The organism is Streptomyces sp. 1114.5 (assembly GCF_003635085.1).
In the GTDB taxonomy this organism is placed as follows: Bacteria; Actinomycetota; Actinomycetes; order Streptomycetales; family Streptomycetaceae; genus Kitasatospora.
Genome location: NZ_RBXE01000001.1, coordinates 705,161 through 726,893, shown reverse-complemented (window position 1 = coordinate 726,893; position 21,733 = coordinate 705,161). Strand labels below are relative to the sequence as shown.

Sequence of the window (21,733 nt, the reverse complement as noted above, 5' to 3'; positions counted from 1 at the left end):
CCCTGTCGGCGGGTCGATAGTTTCATAGTGTTTCGGTGGTCATAGCGTGAGGGAAACGCCCGGTTACATTCCGAACCCGGAAGCTAAGCCTCACAGCGCCGATGGTACTGCAGGGGGGACCCTGTGGGAGAGTAGGACGCCGCCGAACAATTCTTCTGAAGAACCCCCATCCGGATCCCGGATGGGGGTTCTTCGCGTTTCCGGACCCTATGTGAGTAGGGCCGGTTCGATGGCAATTCGCGGCAGGAGGCCCGATCGGCAGGGTCCGCCCCGGTCACCCCGCCCGTCCCCGACGACTTCGACTGGTCCGACCTCGAAACCTTCATCCACCACCTGGGCTTCGCCGCCGACGACTCCGAGACCGCCCTCAACCTCTACCGCCTGCTCTTCGCCGTCCAGCGCATCGCCTACCGTGAGGCCGCCGGCCGTAACTCCCCCTGGAACCCGCGCGCCTCAACCCCCGCCCCCGGTAGGCCTGCACAACGGAAACGCAGCCCCGGGCGGGAAGCCCGGGGCTGCGTACCGATCACGCGATGGCTCAGGAGCAGGTGTAGCTGCTGGGGTAGCCGGCGTCGTTCCCGATGAGCTTCTTCTCGTCGGTGCTGATCGCCGTGATCTGGAAGTTCTGCGAAACCGAGGACAGCGAGTCCGAGACCACGCCGTTGCTCCACAGGACCGACCGGGAGACCGAGTTGACGAAGGCGAGGCCGCCCACGGTGCCGCTGCCGCCGATGGCCCGCGCCTCGATGGCGCCGTTGGTGATGGTCCTGACCAGCGTGCCCTGGGCGTCCCACTCGGCCTCGGAGTAGGACGTGTCGCTGTTGATGCTGCCGACGATGCGGCCGTCCCGGATCGCCGTCGGCTCCCCCGTGGCGTTGGTGCCCTTCGCGGCGAGCGTGTGCCACTGGCCGTTGAGGTCCGTGACGAAGCCGCCCGCGTCGGTGTACCCGACGGTCCTGCCCTGCTCGTCGATGTCGGTGAGGATGAGGGTGCTGGTGGAGGGGGTGGGCAGTTCGCGGTACGTGCCCGGCGCGCTGGCCGGCCACACCACCACGAAGCTCTTCGTGCCGATCGAGGCGACCCCGGCGATGTCACCGGCATTGTTGATCACCTTGGCCTCCGCGCCGCTCCAGGTCGGGTTGGACGGCAGTGCCGTCTTCGTCCCGGTCGGGCTTACCTTGACGGCCGTGAACTTGTTGTTGACGATGCTGCTGCCCGCCATCAGGCCGGACGCGTTGACGTCCGACGCGTTGGTGCCCGAGGGAAGCCGCAGGACGACCTTCCCGTTGTCCCACAGCGTCGCGAGCCCGTTCTTGATGCCGTACGGGAAGGTGGTGGACATCGTGCCGGTGAGGCCGACTCCGTAGCGGCTGCCGTCGCTTCCGTACAGGATGCCGTCGTTGGTGCCGGTCGGCAGTTCCCATGCCGTCTTCTGCCACACGCAGGCCGCCTGGGTCGCCGCCTGGGCGGTGCCGACCGGGACGAGGCCGAGTGCCGTCGTGATCGCCGCTGCCGCGAGCACGGAGGCGCTTCGTCGCTTGAACAAGGGATCCGCCCTTCTTGGTGGGGAATGAACCTGGAGCTCAGGAGCAGGTGTAGCTGCTGGGGTAGCCGGCGTCGTTGCCGATGAGCTTCTTCTCGTCGGTGCTGATCGCCGTGATCTGGAAGAACTGCGAGGTTGCGGACAGCGAGTCCGAGACCACGCCGTTGCTCCACAGGACCGAGCGGGGAGACGAGTTGACGAAGGCGAGGCCGCCCACGGTGCCGTTGCCGCCGATGGCCCGCGCCTCGATGGCGCCGTTGGTGATGGTCCTGACCAGCCTGCCCTGGGAGTCCCATTCGGCCTCGGAGTACGCCGTGTCGCTGTGGATGCTGCCGACGATGCGCCCGTCCCGGATCGCGTTCGGCGAGCCCGTGCCGTTGGTGCCCTGCGCGGCGAGCGTGTGCCACTGGCTGTTGAGGTCGATGACGAAGCCGCCCGCGTTGGTGATCCCGACGATCCGGCCCTGCTCGTCGATGTCGTCGACGGCGGGTATGTAGTTCGAGGGGACGGGCAGCTCGCGGTACGTGCCCGGCGCGCTGGCCGGCCAGACCACCACGACGTTCTTCGTGCCGATCGAGGCGACCCCGGCGATGTCACCGGCGTTGTTGATCACCTTTGCGTTCGATCCGTTCCAGGCGGGGTTGGACGGCAGTGCCGTCTTCGTCCCGGTGGAACTCACCTTCACGGCCGTGTACGTGCCGTTGACGTAGTCCGTGCCCACGATCAGGCCTGACGAGTTGACGTCCGCCACGGTGGTGGACGAGGAGAGCCGCAGGACCGGCTTCCCGTTGTCCCACAGCGTCCCGAGCCCGTTCTTGATGCCGTAGGGGAAGGTGGTGGACATCGTGCCGGCGATGCCGACTCCGTACCGGTTCCCGTCGCTTCCGTACAGGACGGCGTCGTTGGTGCCGGTCGGCAGTTCCCACGCCGTCTTCTGCCACACGCAGGCCGCCTGGGGCGCCGCCTGGGCGGTGCCGACCGGGACGAGGCCGAGTGCCGTCGTGATCGCCGCAGCCGCGAGCACGGAGGCGCTTCGTCGGTTGAACAAGGGGTCCGCCCTTCTTGGAGGAATGAACCTGGAGCTCAGGAGCAGGTGTAGCTGCTGGGGTAACCGGCCTCGTTGCCGATGAGCTTCTTCTCGTCGGTGCTGATCGCGCTGATGCTGAAGAACTGCCCGACCGTGGGCAGCGAGTCCGAGACCACGCCGTTGCTCCACAGGACGGCCCGGGTGGCCGACGCGACGTACGCCTGGCCGCCGACGGTTCCGTTGCCGCCGATGGCCGTGCCCGATCGGGCGCCACCGCCGATGGTCCGCACCAGGGCGCCCTGGGCGTCCCACTCGGCCTCGGTGTTGGCCGTGTCGCTGGTGATGTCGCCGACGATGCGGCCGTCCCGGATCGCCCTCGGGGTGCTGCGGGGGTTGGTGCCCTTCGTGGCGAGCGCGTGCGACTGGCCGTTGAGGTCCGCGACGTAGCCGACGGAGCCGACCTCCCCGATGACGCGGCCCTGCTCGTCGATGTCGGTGACGGTGAGGTAGCCGGTCGTGGGCAGGGGCAGTTCGCGGTACGTTCCGGGGGCGCCGGCCGGCCACACCACCAGGATGCTCTTCGTGCCGGTCGAGGCGATCCCGGCGATGTCACCGGCGTTGTTGATCACCTTGGCGGTGGCGTCGCTCCACGTCGGGTCGGTCGGCAGTGGAGTCGTCTTCCCGGTCGGGCTCACCGTCACGGCCTGCCTGCCGGTGTAGCCCGCCATCAGGCCGGAGGAGTTGACATCCGTCACGTGGGTGCCCGCGGGGAGTCGCAGCACGACCTTCCCGTTGTCCCACAGCGTCGCCAGCCCGTTCTTGATGTCGTACGGGAAGCGGATGTTCATCGTCCCGGTGAGGCCGACTCCGTACCGGGCGCCGTCGGTGCCGTACATGAAGCCGTCGTTGGTGCCGGCCGGCAGTTCCCACGCCGTCTTCTGCCACGCGCAGGCCGCCTGGGGCGCCGCCTGGGCGGTGCCGACCGGGACGAGGCCGAGTGCCGTCGTGATCGCCGCAGCCGCGAGCACGGAGGCGCTTCGTCGCTTGAACAAGGGGTCTGCCCTTCGTCGTAAGGAATGAACCTTGCGCCGATCGACCCTGACAGGACGTACGGGCTGCGGGAAGCAGTTTGCGTGAGGAGGAAACAACTCAGGTGTGGTGTAGGCGAGTTGGGGATGATCTCCGCTGGCCTGATATCGACGGACAGGTGTGACGCGGGTCACGGCAAAAGGGTGACAGCACGCTGTCGCGGACGGCTGCGACGCTCGACCGCATGACGATCACCGATGAGGACTGCCTGCCCGAAACCCTCGCCTTCAACGCGCAGTTCGAGGCCGCCGCCGCGAGCCGCCCGGCTCGCGGACGGGGGCTCGACCCGGCCACCCTGGCGCTCCTGCGGCGCAACCGGCTCGCCGGGGACGCGCCGCCGCTGCGGCTGCCGCAGGGCCGGGACCGCACGGTCGGGGGCGGAGTGAAGGTGCGGGTCTTCGTGCCGGAGCGCGTCGAGGGCGCGTACCTCCACATCCACGGCGGCGGTTGGGCGTTCGGGTCCGCGGACGGGCAGGACGAGCGACTGTGGCACCTCGCCGAGCAGGCGCGGCTGGCCGTGGTGAGCGTCGACTACCGCCTCGCTCCGGAGCACCCGTTCCCCGCCGGGCCCGACGACTGCGAGGCCGCCGCCCGGTGGCTGGTGCAGCACGCGGCAGCCGAGTTCGGCACCGAACGGCTGCTGATCGGCGGGGAGTCGGCCGGCGCCCACCTCAGTGTCGTGACGCTGCTGCGGCTGCGCGACCGGCACGGCATCACCGGCGCGTTCCGGGCCGCCCAGCTGCTGTTCGGCCCCTACGACCTGTCGATGACGCCGAGCCAGCGCGCCTTCGGACCGCGCCCGCTGCTGAGCAACACCGATGCCCTCCACGGCAGTTACGCCCTGTTCACGCCCGGGATGGGGGAGGAGGAGCGCCGCAGCCCGGAGGTCTCGCCGCTGTTCGCCGACCTGACGGGGCTGCCGCCCGCCAGGATCGTCGTCGGCACCGAGGACCCGCTGCTGGACGACTCGCTGTTCCTGGCCGCCCGGTGGGAGGCGGCCGGCGCGCCCGTGCAACTCGGCGTCGTCGCGGGCGCGATGCACGGCTTCACCCTGTTCCCGCTGGCCGTCACCGAGCGGGAACTGCGGCGGGAGCGGGACTTCCTGGCCTTCGCAGGACGGTAGCGTCCGCGGCATGAACCGAACCGCTCGGCTGTACGCGTTGGTGGAGGAGCTGCGGGCGGCGGCGCCACGGCCGGTGACGGTCGCGGCGCTCGCCGCGCGGTTCGAGGTCAGCACCAGGACCGTCCAACGCGACCTCCAGGCACTGATGGCGGCCCGGATCCCGGTCCGTGCGGTACCCGGGCGGGGCGGCGGCTGGTCGATCGACCCGGGGATGACCCTGCCCCCGATCCACCTCACCGCCGGCGAGGCCTCGGCCCTGACCACCGCACTCGCCGCCGTCGACGCCGCCACCCCGTACGCCGACGCGGCCCGCAGCGCGGCCCAGAAGATCGAGGCCGCCATGGCCGGCCCCGCGGCAGCGGCGGCCCGGGAACTCGCCCGGCGGATCGTCACACTGCCCAGGCCGGGCGACTCCGCGATCCGTACGGCCGTGGAACGGGCCCTCGCCGAGGGCACGGTGCTGCTGCTGTCCTACCGCGACGCGGCCGGGCACGAGAGCGACCGGGCCGTCGAACCGGCCGGGCTGCTCGCCGCCGACGGCCGCTGGTACCTCATCGCCTGGTGCCGCACCCGCCGGGCCGGCCGCGGCTTCCGGCTGGACCGGATCACGGCCGCGGCCCCGACCGGCGAACGGGCGCAGCCCCACGACCTGGCCGAACTGCTCAGCGGCTCGGCCGCCGCGGGTGCCGTACGGCCCACCGCGCTGGGCCCGCTCCCGGTGGCAATAGCCTGACCCGCATGGACGCCTTCGAGACCCGTCTGCACAGCGCCTGGGAGTGGTGGGACGCCGCCATCGAGGACGCCCAGGAGGGCCGGTGGACCCGGACGCCCCTCGAACGCCGGGCGACGGACGAGATCGCCGCCGCGGTTCCGGCGTACCTGGATCCCTCCGCCGACATCCCCTGGCCCGCCCGGCTCGACCGGCTGGCGTCCTGGGCGGGCACGATCCGGCGCGCGGCCCGGGCCGGGGGCTGGCAGCTCCGGCCCGTCGACGGCGTGACCCCGCCCCGGCCGGCGGGCATGGCCGAACTGCTCTGCGCCATCCACGCGGTCGGCGAGCAGGCGGAGGCCTGGCTGCGGCGACTGCCCGTGGACGGCCCGCCGCCCGCCCGGGAGGTCGTCAAGGTCGAGGCCTTCCTCAGCGGACCCGGCTCGGCGGAGGACCTGCGGCAGTTCTTCTACGACTAGCAGACCGGCAGAAGACCGGAGGACTTCCCGCGCCGACGCCGGCCCCGGGGGCGGCCCGGAGCAGGAAGTCGGACCGGCCGACTTCCTGTTCACGGGCGGCCGCGGCGTGGCGAGGTTCCGCGGCTCCGGCTACCCGGCGGGGTGGGGCGCCCCCGAACCGAGCTCGTGCACGATGTCGAGATGGCCCGAGTGGCGTGCGTACTCCTGCAGGACGTGGAAGAGGATCCAGCCGAGCGTCGGCGGCTGCGCCTGGCCGTCGGCGGGGAAGCGGCCCCCGGTGGCGCTGTCGGTGGCGAGGGGCGTTCCGGTGACGATGGCGCGGGTCTGCTGGCCTCCGGCGTGCAGGGCCGCGATCAGCTCGGCCGCGGTCTCGTCCGGGCCGACGTGCCACCGCCCGGAGGCGTCCTTGTCGCCGTGCGGTGCCGGTACGGGCTCGCCGAGGAAGCCCCAGCGCAGCCATCGCCGTTCCATGTGGACCAGGTGCTTGAGCAGTTCGAGCGGGCTCCAGCCCGAGGGCAGGAGGCTGGTGCGCAGGTCGGCCTCGGGCATGGCCGCGATCTTGGCGGCGATCATCGCGCGGAGGTGGTCGAGGTAGCCGAGCAGGAGGTCCTGGGGGTCGGACAGGCGCGGGCTCGGTGCGGGCACGGCGGGTGTTGCGGGCACGGCGGGTGTCGCGGGCACGGCTGGTGTCGCGGGCACGGCAGGTGTCATCGGCGAGGCAGGTGTCATGGGGCGGAATTCTGTCAGCCGGGATCAGCCCCGGAGCAGGAAGTCGGACGGGCCGACTTCCTGCTCCGAGCCCGTCGTCACTGCTTCGGCGTGAGGGGCGTCAGCGGCGCCGTGACGCGGCTCTCCCAGGCCTGCTCCAGGGCCCGGGTGAACGTTTCCGCAGGCTGGGCGCCCGAGACGCCGAGCCGCCGGTCCAGGACGAAGAACGGCACGCCCGTCGCCCCCATCGCGCTCGCCGTGGTCTCGTCCTCGCGCACCGCCTCCGCGTAGGCCTCCGGATCGGCCAGGACGGCGGCCGCCGCCTCGCCGTCCAGGCCCGCCTCGACGGCCAGCTCGACCAGCCGCCCCTCCTCGAACGCCGAGCGCTCCTCGGCGAAGTTCGCCCGGTACAGGGCGTCCAGCAGCTGCGCCTGCCGGCCGTGCTCCTTGGCGAAGTGCAGCAGGCGGTGCATGTCGAAGGAGTTCGCCGCGTCGCGCCCGCCGCTCAGGTACGGCAGGCCCTCGCCGCGGGCGTTCTCGGCGATCCGCGCCTCCGCCGCCTCGGCCTGCTCCAGGCTCATCCCGTACTTGGCGGCGAGCAGCGGGATGACCGGACGGGCCTGGCGCGGGGCGCGCGGGTCCAGCTCGAAGGAGCGGTGGACGACCTCGACCTCCTCGCGGTGCGGGAACGCCTCCAGTGCCTGCTCGAACCGGGCCTTGCCGATGTAGCACCACGGGCAGTTGATGTCACTCCACACTTCGACGCGCACGGTGCAGGGCTCCTTCCGTCGCGCGGGTCCTTCCCGCGTCGACGGCCGGAACAACACGCTCCGGAACCTGAATATTTCTCGTCATGAAATGTTCAGGTGTGGGCCCCGCCGCCAGGTCCCCCGCCGTGGCCGATCCCGAGCAGGAAGTCGGCCCACCCGACTTCCTGCTCCGGAGCGCTGTCCTGCGGGCTCGTCCTACGGTGCCGGGATCCAGCCGGGGAGGGTGGGCAGGATCGTTTCGGCGAGCCGGTTGAGGGCCGCTTCGTCGGGAGAGCGGCCGTCCTGGCGGAAGACGACGAACTCGTAGGCCCGGCCGCCGGGAGCCTTGGGATCCTGCGCGACGACCAGGTTCCGCGTCGCGGGGCCGGCCTTCGCGTCGGGGCCGGGGATGAGTGGCATCGCGTTGGACCAGTAGGTCGCGGCGGGGTGGCCGAGGACGGTGGCCGGCTTGGCGAAGAACTGCGGCATGCCGAGCATGTCCTCGACCGAGGTGTTGCTGTCCATCAGGGTGGCGACGGTGGACTTGAGGCGCACCTCCACCATGACGTCGTTGCCGAAGACGATGGGCGCCGGGTGCGCGGTGGTGACGCGGTCCTCCGGAGTGCCCAGCAGAGCGGGCAGGTCGGGGCGGTTGAGCGCGGCGCACAGCGCCGGGTACCCGGGCCGGTCCGTCGGCCGGGCGGCGTCACAGGCGACCGGCTTCTCGTCCTCCGCCGGGGGAGTGCCGAGGAGGCCCATCCCCCACAGGCCGGCCATCACACCGGCGACCAGCACCACCGCGGCCGCCAGCTGCAGGCCGGCCCGGTCCTTGCGCCGGGCGCCGTCCCGGCCGGCGTCGTCGACGTCGTCGGCGACCTGGCCGGTGCCTTGCGTGGGCTCCGTGCCTTCCGTGTCCGCCGTGACCTGGTCGACGTTGTCGGCCGCGCCGGCCGTGTCGCTTTCCACCGTGGTTCCCCGTTCGAGACGCTCGCCCCCGACCATCCGAGGGCCCCGTGAGCGGGGCTGATCGTAGCGTCGGCCCGGCGGCAGCGAATCCGCGCCCCCCATGTCCGTGACCTGCGCAGACGCTGCCCGACTCCTCCGTACGGCCGGGTCTGCGGAGCAGGAAGTCGGCTCGCCCGGCTTCCTGCTCCGGCGCTCGACGGAGGTGGGCGGCAGGAGAGCCGCGATCCGCGTCCTTCGGAGGCCGGAGCCACCCCTAAGAGTCGTATCCGATCCGGAAGTTGGCGGCGACCCGCCGTCGGGGTGAACGCGGGACATCGGCCCGCACCGGATAGCCTCCTTCGGAGCGGGGGGACGCGACCGGGGGGAACGGGGACATGAACGTCAGTCACACGGACGGGGACGACGAGCGGCTGGCGGCCGAGGGGGAGGTCGCGGTCGCCCGGCTGGCGATCGACTCCGGGGACCTCGCGCACGCCGCCGACCACCTCGCCGACGCGATCCTCAACGACCCGCAACTGCCCGAACTGCACGAGGCACTGGCCGAGTTGTGCGCCGCCGCCGGCGGCCCCGCGGCCGCGCGCGACCTGTTCCCGCTGGACGGCGAGGTGTACCTCGGCACGGTCGCCTGCCGGGCCCATGTGGAGGCCGCTGCCGGGGACTGGGACGCGGCGGTCGGCCTGCTCGCCTCCGCCATCCAGTACGAGCCGGCCCGCCCCTGGGCGCACACCGTCTGGCTCGCCCGCGAGGACCTGCCCGGCCTGGTCGACCCGGACGCGATCGCCCAGGCGGTGGCCCGCGCGGCCGGCGCACTGCCCGACCCGCTCCCCGACGAACTGGCGGACGCGGTACGGCCCTTCGACACCTTCGTGCAGGCCGTCCTGGCCCGCCACGGCGACCACGCGATGCTCCCGGCGATGGCCTCCGGTCTGACCCGCCGCCTCGGTGCCACCGCCCGGGCCGTCGAACTCGCCGAACGGTCCCACCGGTTGGCCCCCGGCTACCTGCCCGCCGTGATGCTCGGCAACGCCCTGCGCGCGGACGGTCGGCCGGAACGGGCGCTCGCCGTCTGGGAGGCCGAACTGGCGCGCTCCGGGCGCGAGATGGACGACTCCGGCAGCTACCTCGCCGTCGACGTCGCCGAACTGTACGGCGCCCTCGGCCGCGCCGCCGAAGGCCTGCCCTGGCTGGACCGGGTGCTCGCCACCGAGCCCGACCACCCCAAGGCCGCCCCGGCCCGGTACGGGCTGCGCCACGCGCTCGACGGCGACCCGGCCCACCTGCTCGGCCTGGCCGACCACCACCGCGCCCACCCCGACCACCAGTACGCCCAGGACCTGCTGGCCCGGCTGAGCCACCAGGAGCCGTGGCTCGGCATGGTCCCCGGCACCTCGGAAGCCACCGTCAACCTGCTGCACCAGGTGCTCGCAGCGGCCGACACCGACCGTGACACCGAGATCGACTGCACCGTCTCCACCCTCGAACCGCCCAGCTCACAGCTGGCCCTGCAGCTCGCCCTGCCGCGCTGCACCGTGGTCTACCAGTCCGTCGGCACGCCCGACCCCCGGCAGCCGCTGACCGAGACCGCCACCCGGATCTGGACCTGGGACGGCACCGACCCGCGGCCCGCCGTCGCCCCGCCCGCACCCGAGAGCGCCGAACTCGTCCGCGCCATCACCGGGATCGTCTGGCCGAGCATCCCCGCGGCCTACGACGAGGCCGTCCGCCTCGCGGGGCTGCCGCTCGCCGACCTGCTCGGCGTCCTCGCCCACCCGCCGCAGCCGCGCGAGGACGAGCTCGGCCGGGCCCTGCTCGCCCACCAGCCCGAACTCTGGGTGCGCGCCGTCCAGGCCTTCACCTGCCTGGGCATCGCCCACCACCGCACCGACCAGCCCTGGCGGGGCTCCGACCGCCGCCGCGTGCTGCGCGACCTGTTGCTCGGGCCCGAGGACTGGGTCGCCGAGGCGGCCGGCTTCGCGCTCGTCGCGATCGGCTGGACGCACCCGGAGACCCGCGGCGACATCGCCGCCCAGCTCCGGACCCTGCTGAACCACTGCGTCGACGCCCGGCACACCCGGGTGGTGACGGTCCTGCGCTCGGTCTGCCGGCTGGTGCTCGCCGCGCCCTGGCTGCCGCTCGCCGACCTCGACCTCGCCCGGGCGGCCATCCGCGCCGAGGACGCCGTCGACGACCGAGCGGCAGACGAGACCGAGGAGGCCGATACGGCCGCTCCCGAGCCCGAGCCCGAACCCAAGCCGGCTGCGGCGCCCGAGCCGGAACCGGCCCGGGCGCCGCAGCGCCCCGGCTTCCTCGGCCGGCTCCTCGGCCGCGGCTGACACCCCACCGGGGAGCCCGGCGCCCCCGCGCTACCCGACGCCCGGCAGCGGGTCCTGGTCGACGTCGAACCGGGCGACCCGCTCCGCCGGGTCGCGGCACTCCGGCCCCAACCGCAGCATCCGCGACTCCGGGTCGTGCAGCGGCCGGTGGCAGCGGCGGCAGGTCACCCGGGTCCGGAGGGTCCGCGCGGTGTCCGTGCCGGGGAGCGGGGCCGGAAGAGGGGCCGGGTCGGGGCTCGTCATACCGGAGACGGTAACGGGGCACACCGGGGACGGTGACGGCCCTGCGCCGTGCAGGCCCCGGGCCGGTAGGCCGGCGGCTGCGTGAAACCATGGCCCCATGGCCACCGACCGCAGCAGCGCAGGAGATCCGGCGCGCACCCTCGCCCTGCTCTGGGGGCTCACCGCCGAGGAGAAGCCCGGTCGGCGCGGGCCCCGGCAGGCGCGTTCGACCGGTGAGATCGCCGCCGTCGCCATCGCCCTCGCGGACGCCGAGGGCGTGGACGCCGTCACCATGCGCCGGGTCGCGCAGGAGCTCGGTCTCTCCCCGATGGCGCTCTACACCTACGTGCCCGGCAAGGCCGAACTGCTCGACCTGATGCTGGACACCGTCTACGCCACGATGCCCCGCAGCACCCCCGCCGACCAGGGCTGGCGGGCCCGGGTCACCGCCGTCGCGGACGACAACCGCGCGCTCCACGCCGCCCACCCGTGGGTCGCCGCCGTCTCCACCAGCCGGCCGCCGCTGGGCCCCGGCCTGATGGCCAAGTACGAGTACGAGCTGCGCGCCTTCGAGGGCACCGGCCTGCCCGACGTCGAACTCGACGCCGCGCTCACCCACCTGCTCGGCTTCGTGCAGACCTGCGCCCGGATGGCCGCCGACGAGCGCGGCGCCCGGCAGGACAGCGCGATGACCGACGAGCAGTGGTGGGCCGCCAACGCCGACCTGCTCGCCCGGGTCTTCGACCCCGAGCGCTACCCGGTGGCCGCCCGCGTCGGAGCCGCCGCCGGCGCGGCGCACGGCGGCGCGTACAGCCCGGACCACGCGTACGCCTTCGGCCTGGCCCGCGTCCTGGACGGCCTGGCGGCCCTGGTCAAGGAGCGGTAGGCCGCCCGTCGTACTCCTCGCGGGCCTCGGCGACGGCGCACATCCGCGCCTCCACCCAGTGCGCGAGCGCCGAGACGTGCTCGGCGGCCTCCTGCCCGAGCGGGGTGAGGCTGTAGTCGACCCTGGGCGGGATCACGGGGTGGGCCACGCGCAGCACCAAGCCGTCCCGCTCCAGGTTCTGCAGGGTCTGCGCGAGCATCTTCTCGCTGACGCCCGACACCCGGCGGCGCAGTTCGCTGAAGCGGTACCCGCGCTCGCGCAGGGCCACCAGCACCAGCACCCCCCACCGGCTGGTGACGTGCTCCAGCACCCCGCGCGAGGGGCAGTCGCGGTCGTAGACGTCGGGTACCCGGTCCAGCAGGGGCCGCTCCTCCTCGACGGCCTCGGCGATGACCTCTTCCATTACCTCCATGCCAGTACCGTACCTCAAAGTGCGTACTATCCAGAAGTAGGTGCCGTTCCTAGGGTGAGTGTCGAAGCAGATCGACAACCCCGCAGGGAGCAGCAGCATGTACGTCGTCACCGGAGCCACCGGACAGCTCGGCCGACTGGTCGTGGAGGGCCTGCTGGCCACCGTCCCGGCGAGCGAGATCGCCGTCCTGGTCCGCTCCGCCGCCAAGGCCGAGGAGTGGGCGAAGCAGGGGGTGCGGGTCCACGAGGCGGACTACAACCGGCCCGAGACGCTTGCCGGGGCCTTCGCGGCCGGCGACCGGGTGCTGCTGATCTCCGGGAACGAGCTCGGCAGCCGGGTGTCCCAGCACGGCGCGGTGATCGACGCGGCGAAGGCCGCCGGGGTCGCGCTGCTCGCGTACACCAGCATCCTGGGCACGGCGACCTTCCGGCTGGGCGACGAGCACAAGGCGACCGAGGACCTGCTGCTCGCCTCCGGCCTGCCGTACGCGCTGCTGCGCAACGGCTGGTACACCGAGAACTACCTGGGCGACGTGTCCGGCACGCTGGAGCGGGGCGTGGTGCTCGGCAGCGCGGGGGACGGCCGGGTGGCGACCGCCCCGCGCCGGGACTACGCGGACGCGGCCGTCGCGGTCCTGACCGGCGCGGGCGACGGCCACGAGAACGCGGTGTACGAGCTGAGCGGCGACGCCGCCTGGAGCCTGTCCGAGCTGGCGGCCGAGCTGGCGCAGGCCTCGGGCAAGCCGGTCGTGCACCGGGACGTCACCCCGGCCGAGCACCGTGCGGTGCTGGTGGGCGCGGGGGTGCCCGAGGGCTTCGCCGACGTGGTCGTGGACGTGGACGCCGGCATCGCGCGCGGCGAGCTGGCCGCCACCCCGGGCGACCTGGCCCGGCTGATCGGCCGCCCGACCGTGCCGCTGGCCGAGTCCGTCCGCACGGCGCTGAGCTCCTGAAACACCCGGCAGGACACCCGGTAGGGCGCCCGGAAAGGCGCCCGGAAAGCGCCCGGCCCGGACCGTCCGGAGTCCAGCCTTCGGGCAATGTCATGACCAAAATACGGAAACGGATATGACAGCCTGCCCTCCCGCCGGTTACCGTCACCTGACGACACGCGCGCGCGGGAGGGCACTCGGCCATGCCACAGACAGACCAGCAGGACAGCGGCCGAGGCCTCTGGTACGGCTTCGCGGCCTACGGCATCTGGGGGCTCTTCCCCCTCTTCTGGCCGCTGCTGGAGCCCGGCGCCGCCGACGACATCCTGGCCAACCGGATGGTCTGGTCCCTCGTCGCGGTGGTCCTGCTGCTCGTCGCGCAGCGGCACTGGGGCTGGATACGCCCGCTGCTGCGCCAGCCCCGCCGGATCGCCATGCTGGCCTGCGCGGCCGCCGTCATCTCGGTCAACTGGGGCGTCTACATCTGGGCCGTCAACGCCGGCCACGTCGTCGAGACCAGCCTCGGCTACTTCATCAACCCCCTGGTCACCATCGCCTTCGGCGTCCTGGTGCTCAAGGAGCGGCTGCGCGTCGCGCAGTGGACGGCGGTGGGCGTCGGCGCCCTCGCCGTCGCCGTGCTGAGCGTCGCCTACGGGCGGCTGCCGTGGATCGCGCTGATCCTCGCGTTCTCCTTCGCCACCTACGGCCTGCTGAAGAAGAAGGTCGGGCTGAGCGGGCTGGAGAGCCTGGCGGCGGAGAGCGCCTTCATGTTCCCGTTCGCCCTCGGCTACCTGGTCTACCTGGAGGTCAGCGGGCGCGGCACCTTCGGGCACACGGTGGCCGGCTCGTACGGCTGGGGGCACTCCGGGCTGCTGATGCTCAGCGGGGTGGTCACCGCGATCCCGCTGCTGCTCTTCGGCGCCTCGGCCGTCCGGGTGCCGCTGACCGTGCTCGGGCTGCTGCAGTACCTGGCGCCGGTGTTCCAGTTCCTGATCGGGGTCGCCGTCTTCCACGAGTCGATGCCGCCCGCCCGCTGGGCCGGGTTCGGCCTGGTCTGGGCCGCGCTCGCGGTGCTCACCTGGGACGCGCTGCGCCAGGTGCGGACCGACCGCGCGGCGCGGGCCGCGGCGCTGCCGCAGCCCGTACCGGCGGAGACGGCCCAGGCAGCCGTCACGCGCTGACGGCCCTCACGCGCTGATGTCCCGGCTGGTGAAGCGCGCCCAGGCCGCCGAGCCGAACACGGCGACGTAGGCGGCCTGCAGGCCGAGGTCCTTCAGCACGCCGTCCCAGTACATCGGCTCCCGCAGGAGGTCCGAGAAGCTGAGCCAGTAGTGCGTGAACAGGAACGGCCTGACCGCGTCCAGCTGCGGGAAGGCGTCGAGGATCTGGACGGTGATCACCAGCCCGACGGTGGCCGCCATCGCCGCGATCCCGCTGCCGGTGAGGGTGGAGACGAACAGCCCGATCGCCACCAGTCCGGCCAGCGAGAGCGCGACCACCCCGGCGACCAGCAACGCGCGCAGCAGCGCGTCGGCGAGGCCGATGGTGTCCCCGGAGAGCAGCGTGACCTCGCCGAGCGGGAAGAGCGCGGCGCCGGTGGCCAGGGCCGCCAGCGCGACCGCCGCCGTCGCGGCCAGGCAGAACACCAGCCCGGCGGTGAACTTGGCGGCCAGCAGCCGGGTCCGCCCGGCCGGGGCGACCAGCAGGTAGCGCAGCGTCCCGGTGGCCGCCTCGCCCGCCACCGAGTCCCCGGCGACCACGCCGACCGTCATCGGCAGGAAGACCGGCAGCGCCACGGCCAGCGCCGTGAACACCAGGAACAGCCCGTTCTGGGTGGTCTGCGCGATGAAGCTCGGGCCACCGCCGCCCTCGTGCGGGCTGTCGGTGTTGAGCTTGACGACCACCCCGATCAGGACCGGCAGCACCGCCAGGATCCCCAGCAGCACCTTGGTGCGCAGCCGGCGGAAGGTCAGGTGCAGCTCGTTGCGGAACAGCGCCAGGAACCCGGCCGCGGTCTGCGGCCGCCGGCCCGTGCGCAAGGGAAGCGCCTCAGCCTGCGACATCGAAACCCTCCCCGGTCAGCGCCACGAAGGCGTCCTCCAACGTGCCCCGCTCCAGCCCGAAGCCGTGCACCCGTACCCCGGCCTCGACCAGCGCCGCGCACAGCCTGGGCAGCGCCTCGTCGCCGCGCTCGCCCACCTCGCCGTCCACCCGCTCCTCGCCGGGCACCAGGCCGGTGACCTGGTGGGCCGCCAGCACCTCGGCGGCCCGGGCCACGTCCGGGGTGCGGACCACCAGCCGGCCCTGCGCCCGGGCGGCCAGCTCGGCGACGGTGCCCTGTACCACCAGCCGGCCCCGGGACATGACCGCCGCGTGGGTGCAGACCTGCTCGATCTCGTCCAGCAGGTGCGAGGAGAGGAACACCGTGGTGCCCTCCGCCGCGACCTCCCGGACCAGCGCCCGGATCTCCCGCATGCCCTGCGGGTCCAGCCCGTTGGTGGGCTCGTCCAGCACCAGCAGCTCGCGCGGCTGCAGCAGTGCGGAGGCGAGGCCCAGGCGTTGCTTCATGCCCAGCGAGTACGCGCGGGCCTTCTTGCCCGCCGCCGCGGCCAGGCCGACTCGCTCCAGCGCCGCGTCGACCCGCCGGCGCCTTGTGCGCGGATCGGCGGTCGGGTCGGCGGCGTCGAAGCGGGCCAGGTTGTCCCGGCCGGAGAGGAAGCCGTACAGCGCCGGGCCCTCGATCAGCGCGCCGACCCGGGGCAGCACGGTGGCGACGGACTGCGGCATCGACTCGCCGAGGACGGTGGCCGTGCCCGAGGTGGGGGCGATCAGGCCCATCAGCATCCGGATGGTGGTGGTCTTGCCGGAGCCGTTGGGGCCCAGGAAGCCGAAGACGGAGCCGCGCGGCACGGACAGGTCCAGGCCGTCCACGGCGAGCTGGCCGCCCCGGAAGCGCTTGGTCAGGCCGCGGGTCCTGATCACGTCATCGGCGGTGGAAGCGGCGGGAGAGGCGGCGGGAGAGGCGGGAGGAACGGGAACGGGGGCCGGGCGCGGCTCGGCGCCCGGACCCCCGGCCGACTCCGTAACGTCCCCCGTTACGGGAGCCTTGGTCATCCGTCAGTTCACCCCGGCGGCGTGCTGCAGGACCGGCAGGGTCACCGCGCCGGCGAAGACCCGGCCGTCGTCGGTGAGCAGGACGTTGACGACCTTGGTGCCGATCAGGGTGCCGCCGTCGACCGGCTTGCCGAGCGACTTGATCAGCCCCTGCGGGTTCACCGACCCGCGGCCGCCGTGCTTGCCGTCGCCCTTCGGCGCCTCGACGCTGCCGGGCAGTCGGGCGGAGACCACGGTCGTCCAGCCCTCGCCGATCACGTTCGCGTCCCCGTTGCCGCTCCCGTTGCCGTGCGCCTTGGCCTCGGAGCCCGCCGCCGTGCCTTCCTTGATCGCGTCCTCCGCCTTCTTCTCCGTCACCTTGGCGCCCTTGGGCACGGTGAAGTCGAAGGTCTTGGCGGCCGGCTCGGCGAAGGAGACGTCGGTGAAGCGGACGTCCAAGACGGTGCTGCCGTCGGTGGACTTCACCGCCACCGCGAGCGGCACGCCGTTGTCGGCGGCCACCGCGATCCGGACCTCGGCGACGGTCGAACCGGACTGGGTCGGCTTGACGCTCAGCTGGTAGGCCTTCTGCCCGGCCACGCTCGCCGTCCCGGTGACGGTGACCGAGGTGGTGCCGGCGCTCGCGGCCAGGAACTGCCGGGCGGCCTCCTGCGGGGTGGTGGGCAGCTCGGTCAGCGGCGCGCCGGGGTGCTGGTCGGCGTGCTTGCGGGCGAGCTGGGCCGCCGCTCCGCTCAGGTGCACGGCGCTGTTGGTGGAGCTGTCCCAGGCCCAGGACTGGTCGCCGTTGCGGACCACGGTGTAGCCGGCCATGTTCTCCATGACGTCGACCCGCTGGCGCTCCGGGCCGTCCACCGCGACCCGCAGGGTCCGGTCGCCGCCCAGCAGGCCGAGCAGCTTGGTCTGCGGATCCGCCGAGGAGCCGGCGCTCTGCCCGCCCTGCCCGGCCGCCGCGGTGATCCCGCCGACCCCGCTCAGCAGCTGGGTGGGCAGGCCGAGGTCGGTGCTGATCGAGACCGTCCCGGACAGGGCCTGGGCCTGGGAGCCGAGCGCCCTGGCGACCACCTGCTCCGCCGTCAGCGACGGCAGGTCGGGGGCGGAGTCGGCGGCCAGCGCGGGCACCAGCCCGACCCCCGCGGCGATCACCGCGCCCACCGCCAGCGGCACGCCGGCGCGCATCAGTACGCGCCGGCGCGAGCGGTACGGCACCCCGCCGTCCGGGCCGTCACCCGTCACCGTCTCATTGGTCATGGCGTCCTCAACTCCTCTGCGAACACGTGCGGTTGCGCCTGCCCCTCCATTAGAGGCCGTCATGCCCGCGCCGGCATCGCCCTGTGGGGCCAGATCGGGTTGGCCTTCTCGGGTACATCGACCCTGAGACGGCCTCAGGGTTGCTCCTCCCGGCGTACGACCGCTGGCGTAGGGTCGCGCCATGGACGGAACCGCCATGGACGCAAGCAACCCCCCGACCGCGAACGCGATGCGCCGCGCCCTGCGCCGCGCCCGGGACGGCGTCGCCCTCGACCTGACCGAGGCCGCCGTACTGCTGCAAGCCCGAGGCGAGGACCTGCGCGAGCTCTGTTCGAGCGCCGCCCGGTTGCGCGACGCCGGCCTCGAAGCGGCCGGCCGCCCCGGCGTCATCACCTACTCCAAGAGCGTCTTCATCCCGCTCACCCGGCTGTGCCGCGACAAGTGCCACTACTGCACCTTCGCCACCGTCCCCGGCAAGCTGCGCCGCGCGGGCCACGGGCTGTACATGTCCCCGGACGAGGTGCTGGAGGTCGCCCGGCGCGGGGCCGAACTCGGCTGCAAGGAAGCCCTGATCACGCTCGGGGACAAGCCCGAGGACCGGTGGCCCGAGGCCCGCGAGTGGCTGGACGCACACGGCTACGACGACACCATCGCCTACGTCCGGGCGATGTCCATCCGCATCCTGGAGGAGACCGGCCTGCTGCCGCACCTCAACCCCGGGGTGCTGAGCTGGACGGACTTCCAGCGGCTCAAGCCGGTCTCCGCCTCGATGGGCATGATGCTGGAGACCACCGCCACCCGGCTGTGGAGCGAGCCCGGCGGCCCGCACCACGGCTCCCCGGACAAGGAACCGGCCGTCCGGCTGCGGGTGCTGGAGGACGCGGGCCGCAGCTCCGTCCCCTTCACCAGCGGCCTGCTGATCGGCATCGGCGAGACGTACCGGGAGCGCGCCGAGTCGCTGTTCGCGCTGCGCAAGGTCTCCCGCGCCTACCACGGCATCCAGGAGCTGATCCTGCAGAACTTCCGCGCCAAGCCGGACACGGCGATGCGCGGCATGCCGGACGCCGAACTGGACGAGCTGGTGGCCACGGTGGCGGTGGCCCGGCACCTGATGGGCCCGACCGCCTGCCTGCAGGCCCCGCCGAACCTGGTGGACGGCGAGTACGGACGGCTGATCGCGGCCGGCATCGACGACTGGGGCGGCGTCTCCCCGGTCACCCCGGACCACGTCAACCCGGAACGCCCCTGGCCGCAGCTCGACCGGCTGGCCGAGGAATCGGCGGCGGCCGGCTTCGAGCTGCGCGAGCGGCTGGCCGTCTACCCCGAGTACGTGCGCCACGGCGAGCCCTGGCTGGACCCGCGGGTGCTGCCGCACGTCCGCGCCCTGGCCGACCCGGCCACCGGGCTCGCCGATCCGGACGCGCCGGTCGTGGGCCTGCCCTGGCAGGAGCCCGAGGACCTGCCGGAGTCGTACGGGCGCACCGACCTGCACGCCACCATCGACACCGAGGGCCGTACCGGCGACCGCCGCGCCGACTTCGAGGACGTGTACGGCGACTGGGAGGTGCTGCGCGAGCAGGTGCTCGCCAAGGGTGCCCCCGAGCGCCTTGCCGGGGACCTGCGCGGAGCCCTGGCGGTGGCCGCCGACGACCCGACGCAGCTGACCGACGACCAGGCACTGGCCCTGTTCCACGCCGACGGCCCGGCCCTGGACGCGCTCTGCCGGATCGCCGACGAGGTGCGCCGCGACGCCGTCGGGGACGAGGTCACCTACTGCGTCACCCGGAACATCAACTTCACCAACGTCTGCTACACCGGCTGCCGGTTCTGCGCCTTCGCCCAGCGGCGCACCGACGCGGACGCCTACACCCTGTCGCTGGAGCAGGTCGCCGACCGGGCCGCGCAGGCCTGGGAGGTGGGCGCCACCGAGGTCTGCATGCAGGGCGGCATCCACCCGGACCTGCCCGGCACCGCCTACTTCGACATCGCCCGCGCGGTGAAGGAGCGGGTGCCCGGCATCCACGTGCACGCCTTCTCGCCGATGGAGGTGGTCAACGGCGCGACCCGCACCGGGCTCTCGATCCGTGACTGGCTGCAGCGGGCCAAGGAGTCGGGCCTGGACACCATCCCGGGCACCGCCGCCGAGATCCTGGACGACGACGTCCGATGGGTGCTCACCAAGGGCAAGCTACCGGCCGCCACCTGGGTCGAGGTGGTCAGCACCGCGCACGAGCTGGGCATCCGCTCCTCGTCCACGATGATGTACGGGCACGTGGACACCCCGCAGCACTGGCTCGGCCACCTGCGGTTGCTCGCGGAGATCCAGCAACGCTCGCTCGGATCCGACAGCAGTGGCGGCTTCACCGAGTTCGTGACCCTGCCGTTCGTCCACACCAACGCCCCGGTCTACCTGGCCGGCATCGCCCGGCCCGGCCCGACCGCCCGGGACAACCGCGCGGTGGTGGCGATGGCCCGGCTGCTGCTGCACCCGCACATCCCCAACATCCAGACCAGCTGGGTCAAGCTGGGCGCCGAGGGCGCGGCCGAGATGCTCCGCTCCGGCGCCAACGACCTGGGCGGCACGCTGATGGAGGAGACCATCTCGCGGATGGCCGGTTCGGCGTACGGGAGTTACAAGTCGGTGCGCGACCTGCAGGCGATCGCCGAGCTGGCGGGCCGCCCGCACCGCCAGCGCACCACCACCTACGGCGAGGTGCCGGCCGAGCGCCAGGCCGCCGCCCGGGCCTCGGACGGACACCTGCCGGAGCTGCTGCCCGTACTGGACTGAGGACGCCAGGGCCGAGGGGCCACGGGCACGGAGGGGCACGGAGAAGGAGGGGCAGGGGGCACTGAAGTTCAAGGGAGCGCGTTGACGCGTTCACACCTTCGAATACAGTGCGAGGGCGCGCGCCGGCCGAGGGCCGCGCGGCCCCCCTACCCCGACGAAAGGCGCCCCGTCGTGATGCCACTGTGGTCACGCGCCCAGCAGCAGGACTACCGCAGCCGGGTGCGGGGCTGCCTGCTCGGCGGGGCCATCGGCGACGCGCTCGGCGCCGGCGTCGAGTTCGAGGCGCTGGAGAAGATCCGGGCGCAGCACGGCCCGCAGGGCGTCACCGGCTACGTCCCTGCGTACGGGCGTACCGGCGCCGTCACCGACGACACCCAGCTCAGCCTGTTCACCGTCGACGGGCTCATCCGCGCCCACATCCGGCGCGACACCGGCAGCTGGCACCCGCCCACCGACCTGCACCTGGCCTACCTGCGCTGGGCCGCCACCCAGCGCGACTGGGGCCCGGACGAGCGCCGCCCGGACCTCGGCTGGCTCGGCCGCGAGGAGTGGCTGTACGCCCAGCGCGCCCCCGGCCAGGGCAGCCTGTCCGGCCTCACCGGGCCCGACGCGGATCGGCTCGGCACGCTGGAGCGGCCCAAGAACCCGCACTCCAAGGCCTGCGGCACGGTGGTGCGCTCGGCCCCGTTCGGGCTGCTCACCACCTGGGAGCCGGGCCTGGTGTTCCAGCTCGCGGTGGAGTGCTCGGTGCTCACCCACGGCCACCCCACCGGCTACCTGGCGGCGGGCGCCTTCGCGGTGATCGTCCAGTCGGTCGCCCGCGGCGGCACCCTGGAGGAGGGCGTCCACCTGGCGCTCGCCCTGCTCTCCGAGCGGCACGCGCACGAGGAGACCACGGCCGCGCTGCGGGCCGCGCTGGACGCCGTTCGGGCCGGTGAGCCGTCCGCGGACCGGGTCGAGGCGCTGGGGGAGGGCTGGGTCGCCGAGGAGGCGCTGGCGATCGCGGTCTACTGCGCGCTGGTCGCCCACGACGTCCGCTCGGGCCTGCTGCTCGCCGTCAACCACTCCGGGGACAGCGACTCCACCGGCGCGATCTGCGGCAACCTGCTCGGGGTGCTGCACGGGGACACCGCGCTGCCGCCGGGCCTGGTGGCCGGGGTCGAGGGGCGCGCCGCGATCCTCGAACTCGCCGACGACTTCGTGCTGGAGCTGATGCACGGCAGCGAGCTGCACGACCGGCGGACCCCGGAGGGCGCCACCTGGGCCGCCCGCTACCCGGTGACCGGCTGAGGCAGGGCCCCGAAGCAGGCCCCGAAGCAGGCCCCCGACAGGGCAGTTGCCCGTAGCGTCGACCGTCGCCGGGGGTGGCGACGGGCACCGCTACGGGCAACTGGCCCGAGTACGGT

Annotated in this window: 20 protein-coding genes and 1 rRNA gene; 10 read left to right on the top strand and 11 right to left on the bottom strand. The window is 73.3% G+C overall.

Annotated elements, in window-relative coordinates:
* Window positions 1-31 precede the first annotated feature (31 nt).
* Window positions 32-148: ribosomal RNA gene (gene rrf, locus BX285_RS03090) — 5S ribosomal RNA — on the top strand.
* Window positions 149-538: 390 nt separating this feature from the next.
* On the opposite strand, the gene BX285_RS03085 is transcribed toward rrf, so the two are convergent.
* From BX285_RS03085 to BX285_RS03075, 3 genes are read right to left on the bottom strand one after another with little or no spacing between them, the layout of a single operon-like run.
* Window positions 539-1,546, bottom strand: coding sequence for a hypothetical protein (locus BX285_RS03085; protein ID WP_147465101.1), 1,008 nt, complete (start codon window positions 1,544-1,546; stop codon window positions 539-541).
* 37 nt (window positions 1,547-1,583) lie between these two features.
* Entirely contained in the window at window positions 1,584-2,591 is a 1,008-nt protein-coding gene (locus BX285_RS03080; protein WP_147465100.1) for a hypothetical protein, read from the bottom strand.
* Between the two features lie 35 nt (window positions 2,592-2,626).
* Window positions 2,627-3,622, bottom strand: coding sequence for a hypothetical protein (locus BX285_RS03075; RefSeq protein WP_147465099.1), 996 nt, complete (start codon window positions 3,620-3,622; stop codon window positions 2,627-2,629).
* 221 nt (window positions 3,623-3,843) lie between these two features.
* Between BX285_RS03075 and BX285_RS03070 the strand changes: the two genes are divergently transcribed.
* The 3 genes from BX285_RS03070 to BX285_RS03060 are packed head-to-tail and all read left to right on the top strand — an operon-like array spanning window position 3,844 to window position 5,970.
* On the top strand, window positions 3,844-4,782 hold the full coding sequence (locus BX285_RS03070) for an alpha/beta hydrolase (RefSeq protein ID WP_121174406.1): 939 nt from the start codon (window positions 3,844-3,846) through the stop codon (window positions 4,780-4,782).
* A gap of 10 nt (window positions 4,783-4,792) precedes the next feature.
* Window positions 4,793-5,515, top strand: coding sequence for a YafY family protein (locus BX285_RS03065; protein WP_121174405.1), 723 nt, complete (start codon window positions 4,793-4,795; stop codon window positions 5,513-5,515).
* Between the two features lie 5 nt (window positions 5,516-5,520).
* Complete coding sequence (locus BX285_RS03060) at window positions 5,521-5,970, top strand: hypothetical protein (RefSeq protein ID WP_097236554.1); 450 nt, start codon at window positions 5,521-5,523, stop codon at window positions 5,968-5,970.
* Between the two features lie 129 nt (window positions 5,971-6,099).
* On the opposite strand, the gene BX285_RS03055 is transcribed toward BX285_RS03060, so the two are convergent.
* The 3 genes from BX285_RS03055 to BX285_RS03045 form a co-directional block, all read right to left on the bottom strand.
* Entirely contained in the window at window positions 6,100-6,669 is a 570-nt protein-coding gene (locus BX285_RS03055; protein ID WP_259470418.1) for a DUF664 domain-containing protein, read from the bottom strand.
* 107 nt (window positions 6,670-6,776) lie between these two features.
* The gene (locus BX285_RS03050; protein WP_097236552.1) at window positions 6,777-7,448 is read right to left on the bottom strand and encodes a DsbA family oxidoreductase; all 672 of its coding nucleotides are present in this window, start codon (window positions 7,446-7,448) and stop codon (window positions 6,777-6,779) included.
* A 195-nt stretch (window positions 7,449-7,643) separates the two neighbouring features.
* The gene (locus BX285_RS03045) at window positions 7,644-8,393 is read right to left on the bottom strand and encodes a DUF6215 domain-containing protein (RefSeq protein WP_147465098.1); all 750 of its coding nucleotides are present in this window, start codon (window positions 8,391-8,393) and stop codon (window positions 7,644-7,646) included.
* A 374-nt stretch (window positions 8,394-8,767) separates the two neighbouring features.
* On the opposite strand from BX285_RS03045, the gene BX285_RS03040 reads away from it, so the two are divergent.
* Window positions 8,768-10,726, top strand: a complete 1,959-nt coding sequence (locus tag BX285_RS03040; protein WP_121174402.1) for a hypothetical protein — start codon at window positions 8,768-8,770, stop codon at window positions 10,724-10,726.
* Between the two features lie 30 nt (window positions 10,727-10,756).
* On the opposite strand, the gene BX285_RS03035 is transcribed toward BX285_RS03040, so the two are convergent.
* The gene (locus tag BX285_RS03035) at window positions 10,757-10,969 is read right to left on the bottom strand and encodes a DUF6011 domain-containing protein (RefSeq protein WP_121174401.1); all 213 of its coding nucleotides are present in this window, start codon (window positions 10,967-10,969) and stop codon (window positions 10,757-10,759) included.
* A gap of 97 nt (window positions 10,970-11,066) precedes the next feature.
* On the opposite strand from BX285_RS03035, the gene BX285_RS03030 reads away from it, so the two are divergent.
* Window positions 11,067-11,834 carry a TetR/AcrR family transcriptional regulator gene (locus BX285_RS03030; RefSeq protein WP_097236548.1) on the top strand — a complete coding sequence of 256 codons (768 nt, stop codon included), beginning with the start codon at window positions 11,067-11,069 and terminating at the stop codon, window positions 11,832-11,834.
* Here BX285_RS03030 and BX285_RS03025 read toward each other — a convergent pair.
* Window positions 11,821-12,237: a helix-turn-helix domain-containing protein gene (locus tag BX285_RS03025; protein ID WP_121174400.1), complete on the bottom strand. Its 417-nt coding sequence runs from the start codon at window positions 12,235-12,237 to the stop codon at window positions 11,821-11,823. The two genes, BX285_RS03030 and BX285_RS03025, sit on opposite strands and share 14 nt — an antisense overlap.
* Before the next feature lie 106 nt (window positions 12,238-12,343).
* Between BX285_RS03025 and BX285_RS03020 the strand changes: the two genes are divergently transcribed.
* On the top strand, window positions 12,344-13,198 hold the full coding sequence (locus BX285_RS03020) for an SDR family oxidoreductase (RefSeq protein ID WP_121174399.1): 855 nt from the start codon (window positions 12,344-12,346) through the stop codon (window positions 13,196-13,198).
* Between the two features lie 182 nt (window positions 13,199-13,380).
* Complete coding sequence (rarD, locus tag BX285_RS03015; protein WP_121174398.1) at window positions 13,381-14,358, top strand: EamA family transporter RarD; 978 nt, start codon at window positions 13,381-13,383, stop codon at window positions 14,356-14,358.
* 6 nt (window positions 14,359-14,364) lie between these two features.
* On the opposite strand, the gene BX285_RS03010 is transcribed toward rarD, so the two are convergent.
* From BX285_RS03010 to BX285_RS03000, 3 genes are read right to left on the bottom strand one after another with little or no spacing between them, the layout of a single operon-like run.
* Entirely contained in the window at window positions 14,365-15,240 is an 876-nt protein-coding gene (locus BX285_RS03010; protein ID WP_097236544.1) for an ABC transporter permease, read from the bottom strand.
* Window positions 15,227-16,291 (bottom strand): ABC transporter ATP-binding protein, encoded by a 1,065-nt coding sequence (locus BX285_RS03005; RefSeq protein WP_121174397.1) that lies wholly within the window; start codon window positions 16,289-16,291, stop codon window positions 15,227-15,229. The genes BX285_RS03010 and BX285_RS03005 overlap by 14 nt, the downstream gene beginning before the upstream one ends.
* 3 nt (window positions 16,292-16,294) lie before the next feature.
* A complete protein-coding gene (locus tag BX285_RS03000) occupies window positions 16,295-17,539 on the bottom strand; it encodes a DUF2092 domain-containing protein (RefSeq protein WP_121174396.1) in 1,245 nt (414 codons plus the stop codon).
* Window positions 17,540-17,720: 181 nt separating this feature from the next.
* Here BX285_RS03000 and BX285_RS02995 point away from each other — a divergent pair, with 181 nt between their 5' ends.
* Together BX285_RS02995 and BX285_RS02990 are read left to right on the top strand one after the other, a co-directional pair.
* Window positions 17,721-20,327, top strand: coding sequence for a bifunctional FO biosynthesis protein CofGH (locus tag BX285_RS02995; protein ID WP_259470417.1), 2,607 nt, complete (start codon window positions 17,721-17,723; stop codon window positions 20,325-20,327).
* A 174-nt stretch (window positions 20,328-20,501) separates the two neighbouring features.
* Window positions 20,502-21,617 carry an ADP-ribosylglycohydrolase family protein gene (locus BX285_RS02990; RefSeq protein ID WP_097236540.1) on the top strand — a complete coding sequence of 372 codons (1,116 nt, stop codon included), beginning with the start codon at window positions 20,502-20,504 and terminating at the stop codon, window positions 21,615-21,617.
* Window positions 21,618-21,733: the final 116 nt, after the last annotated feature.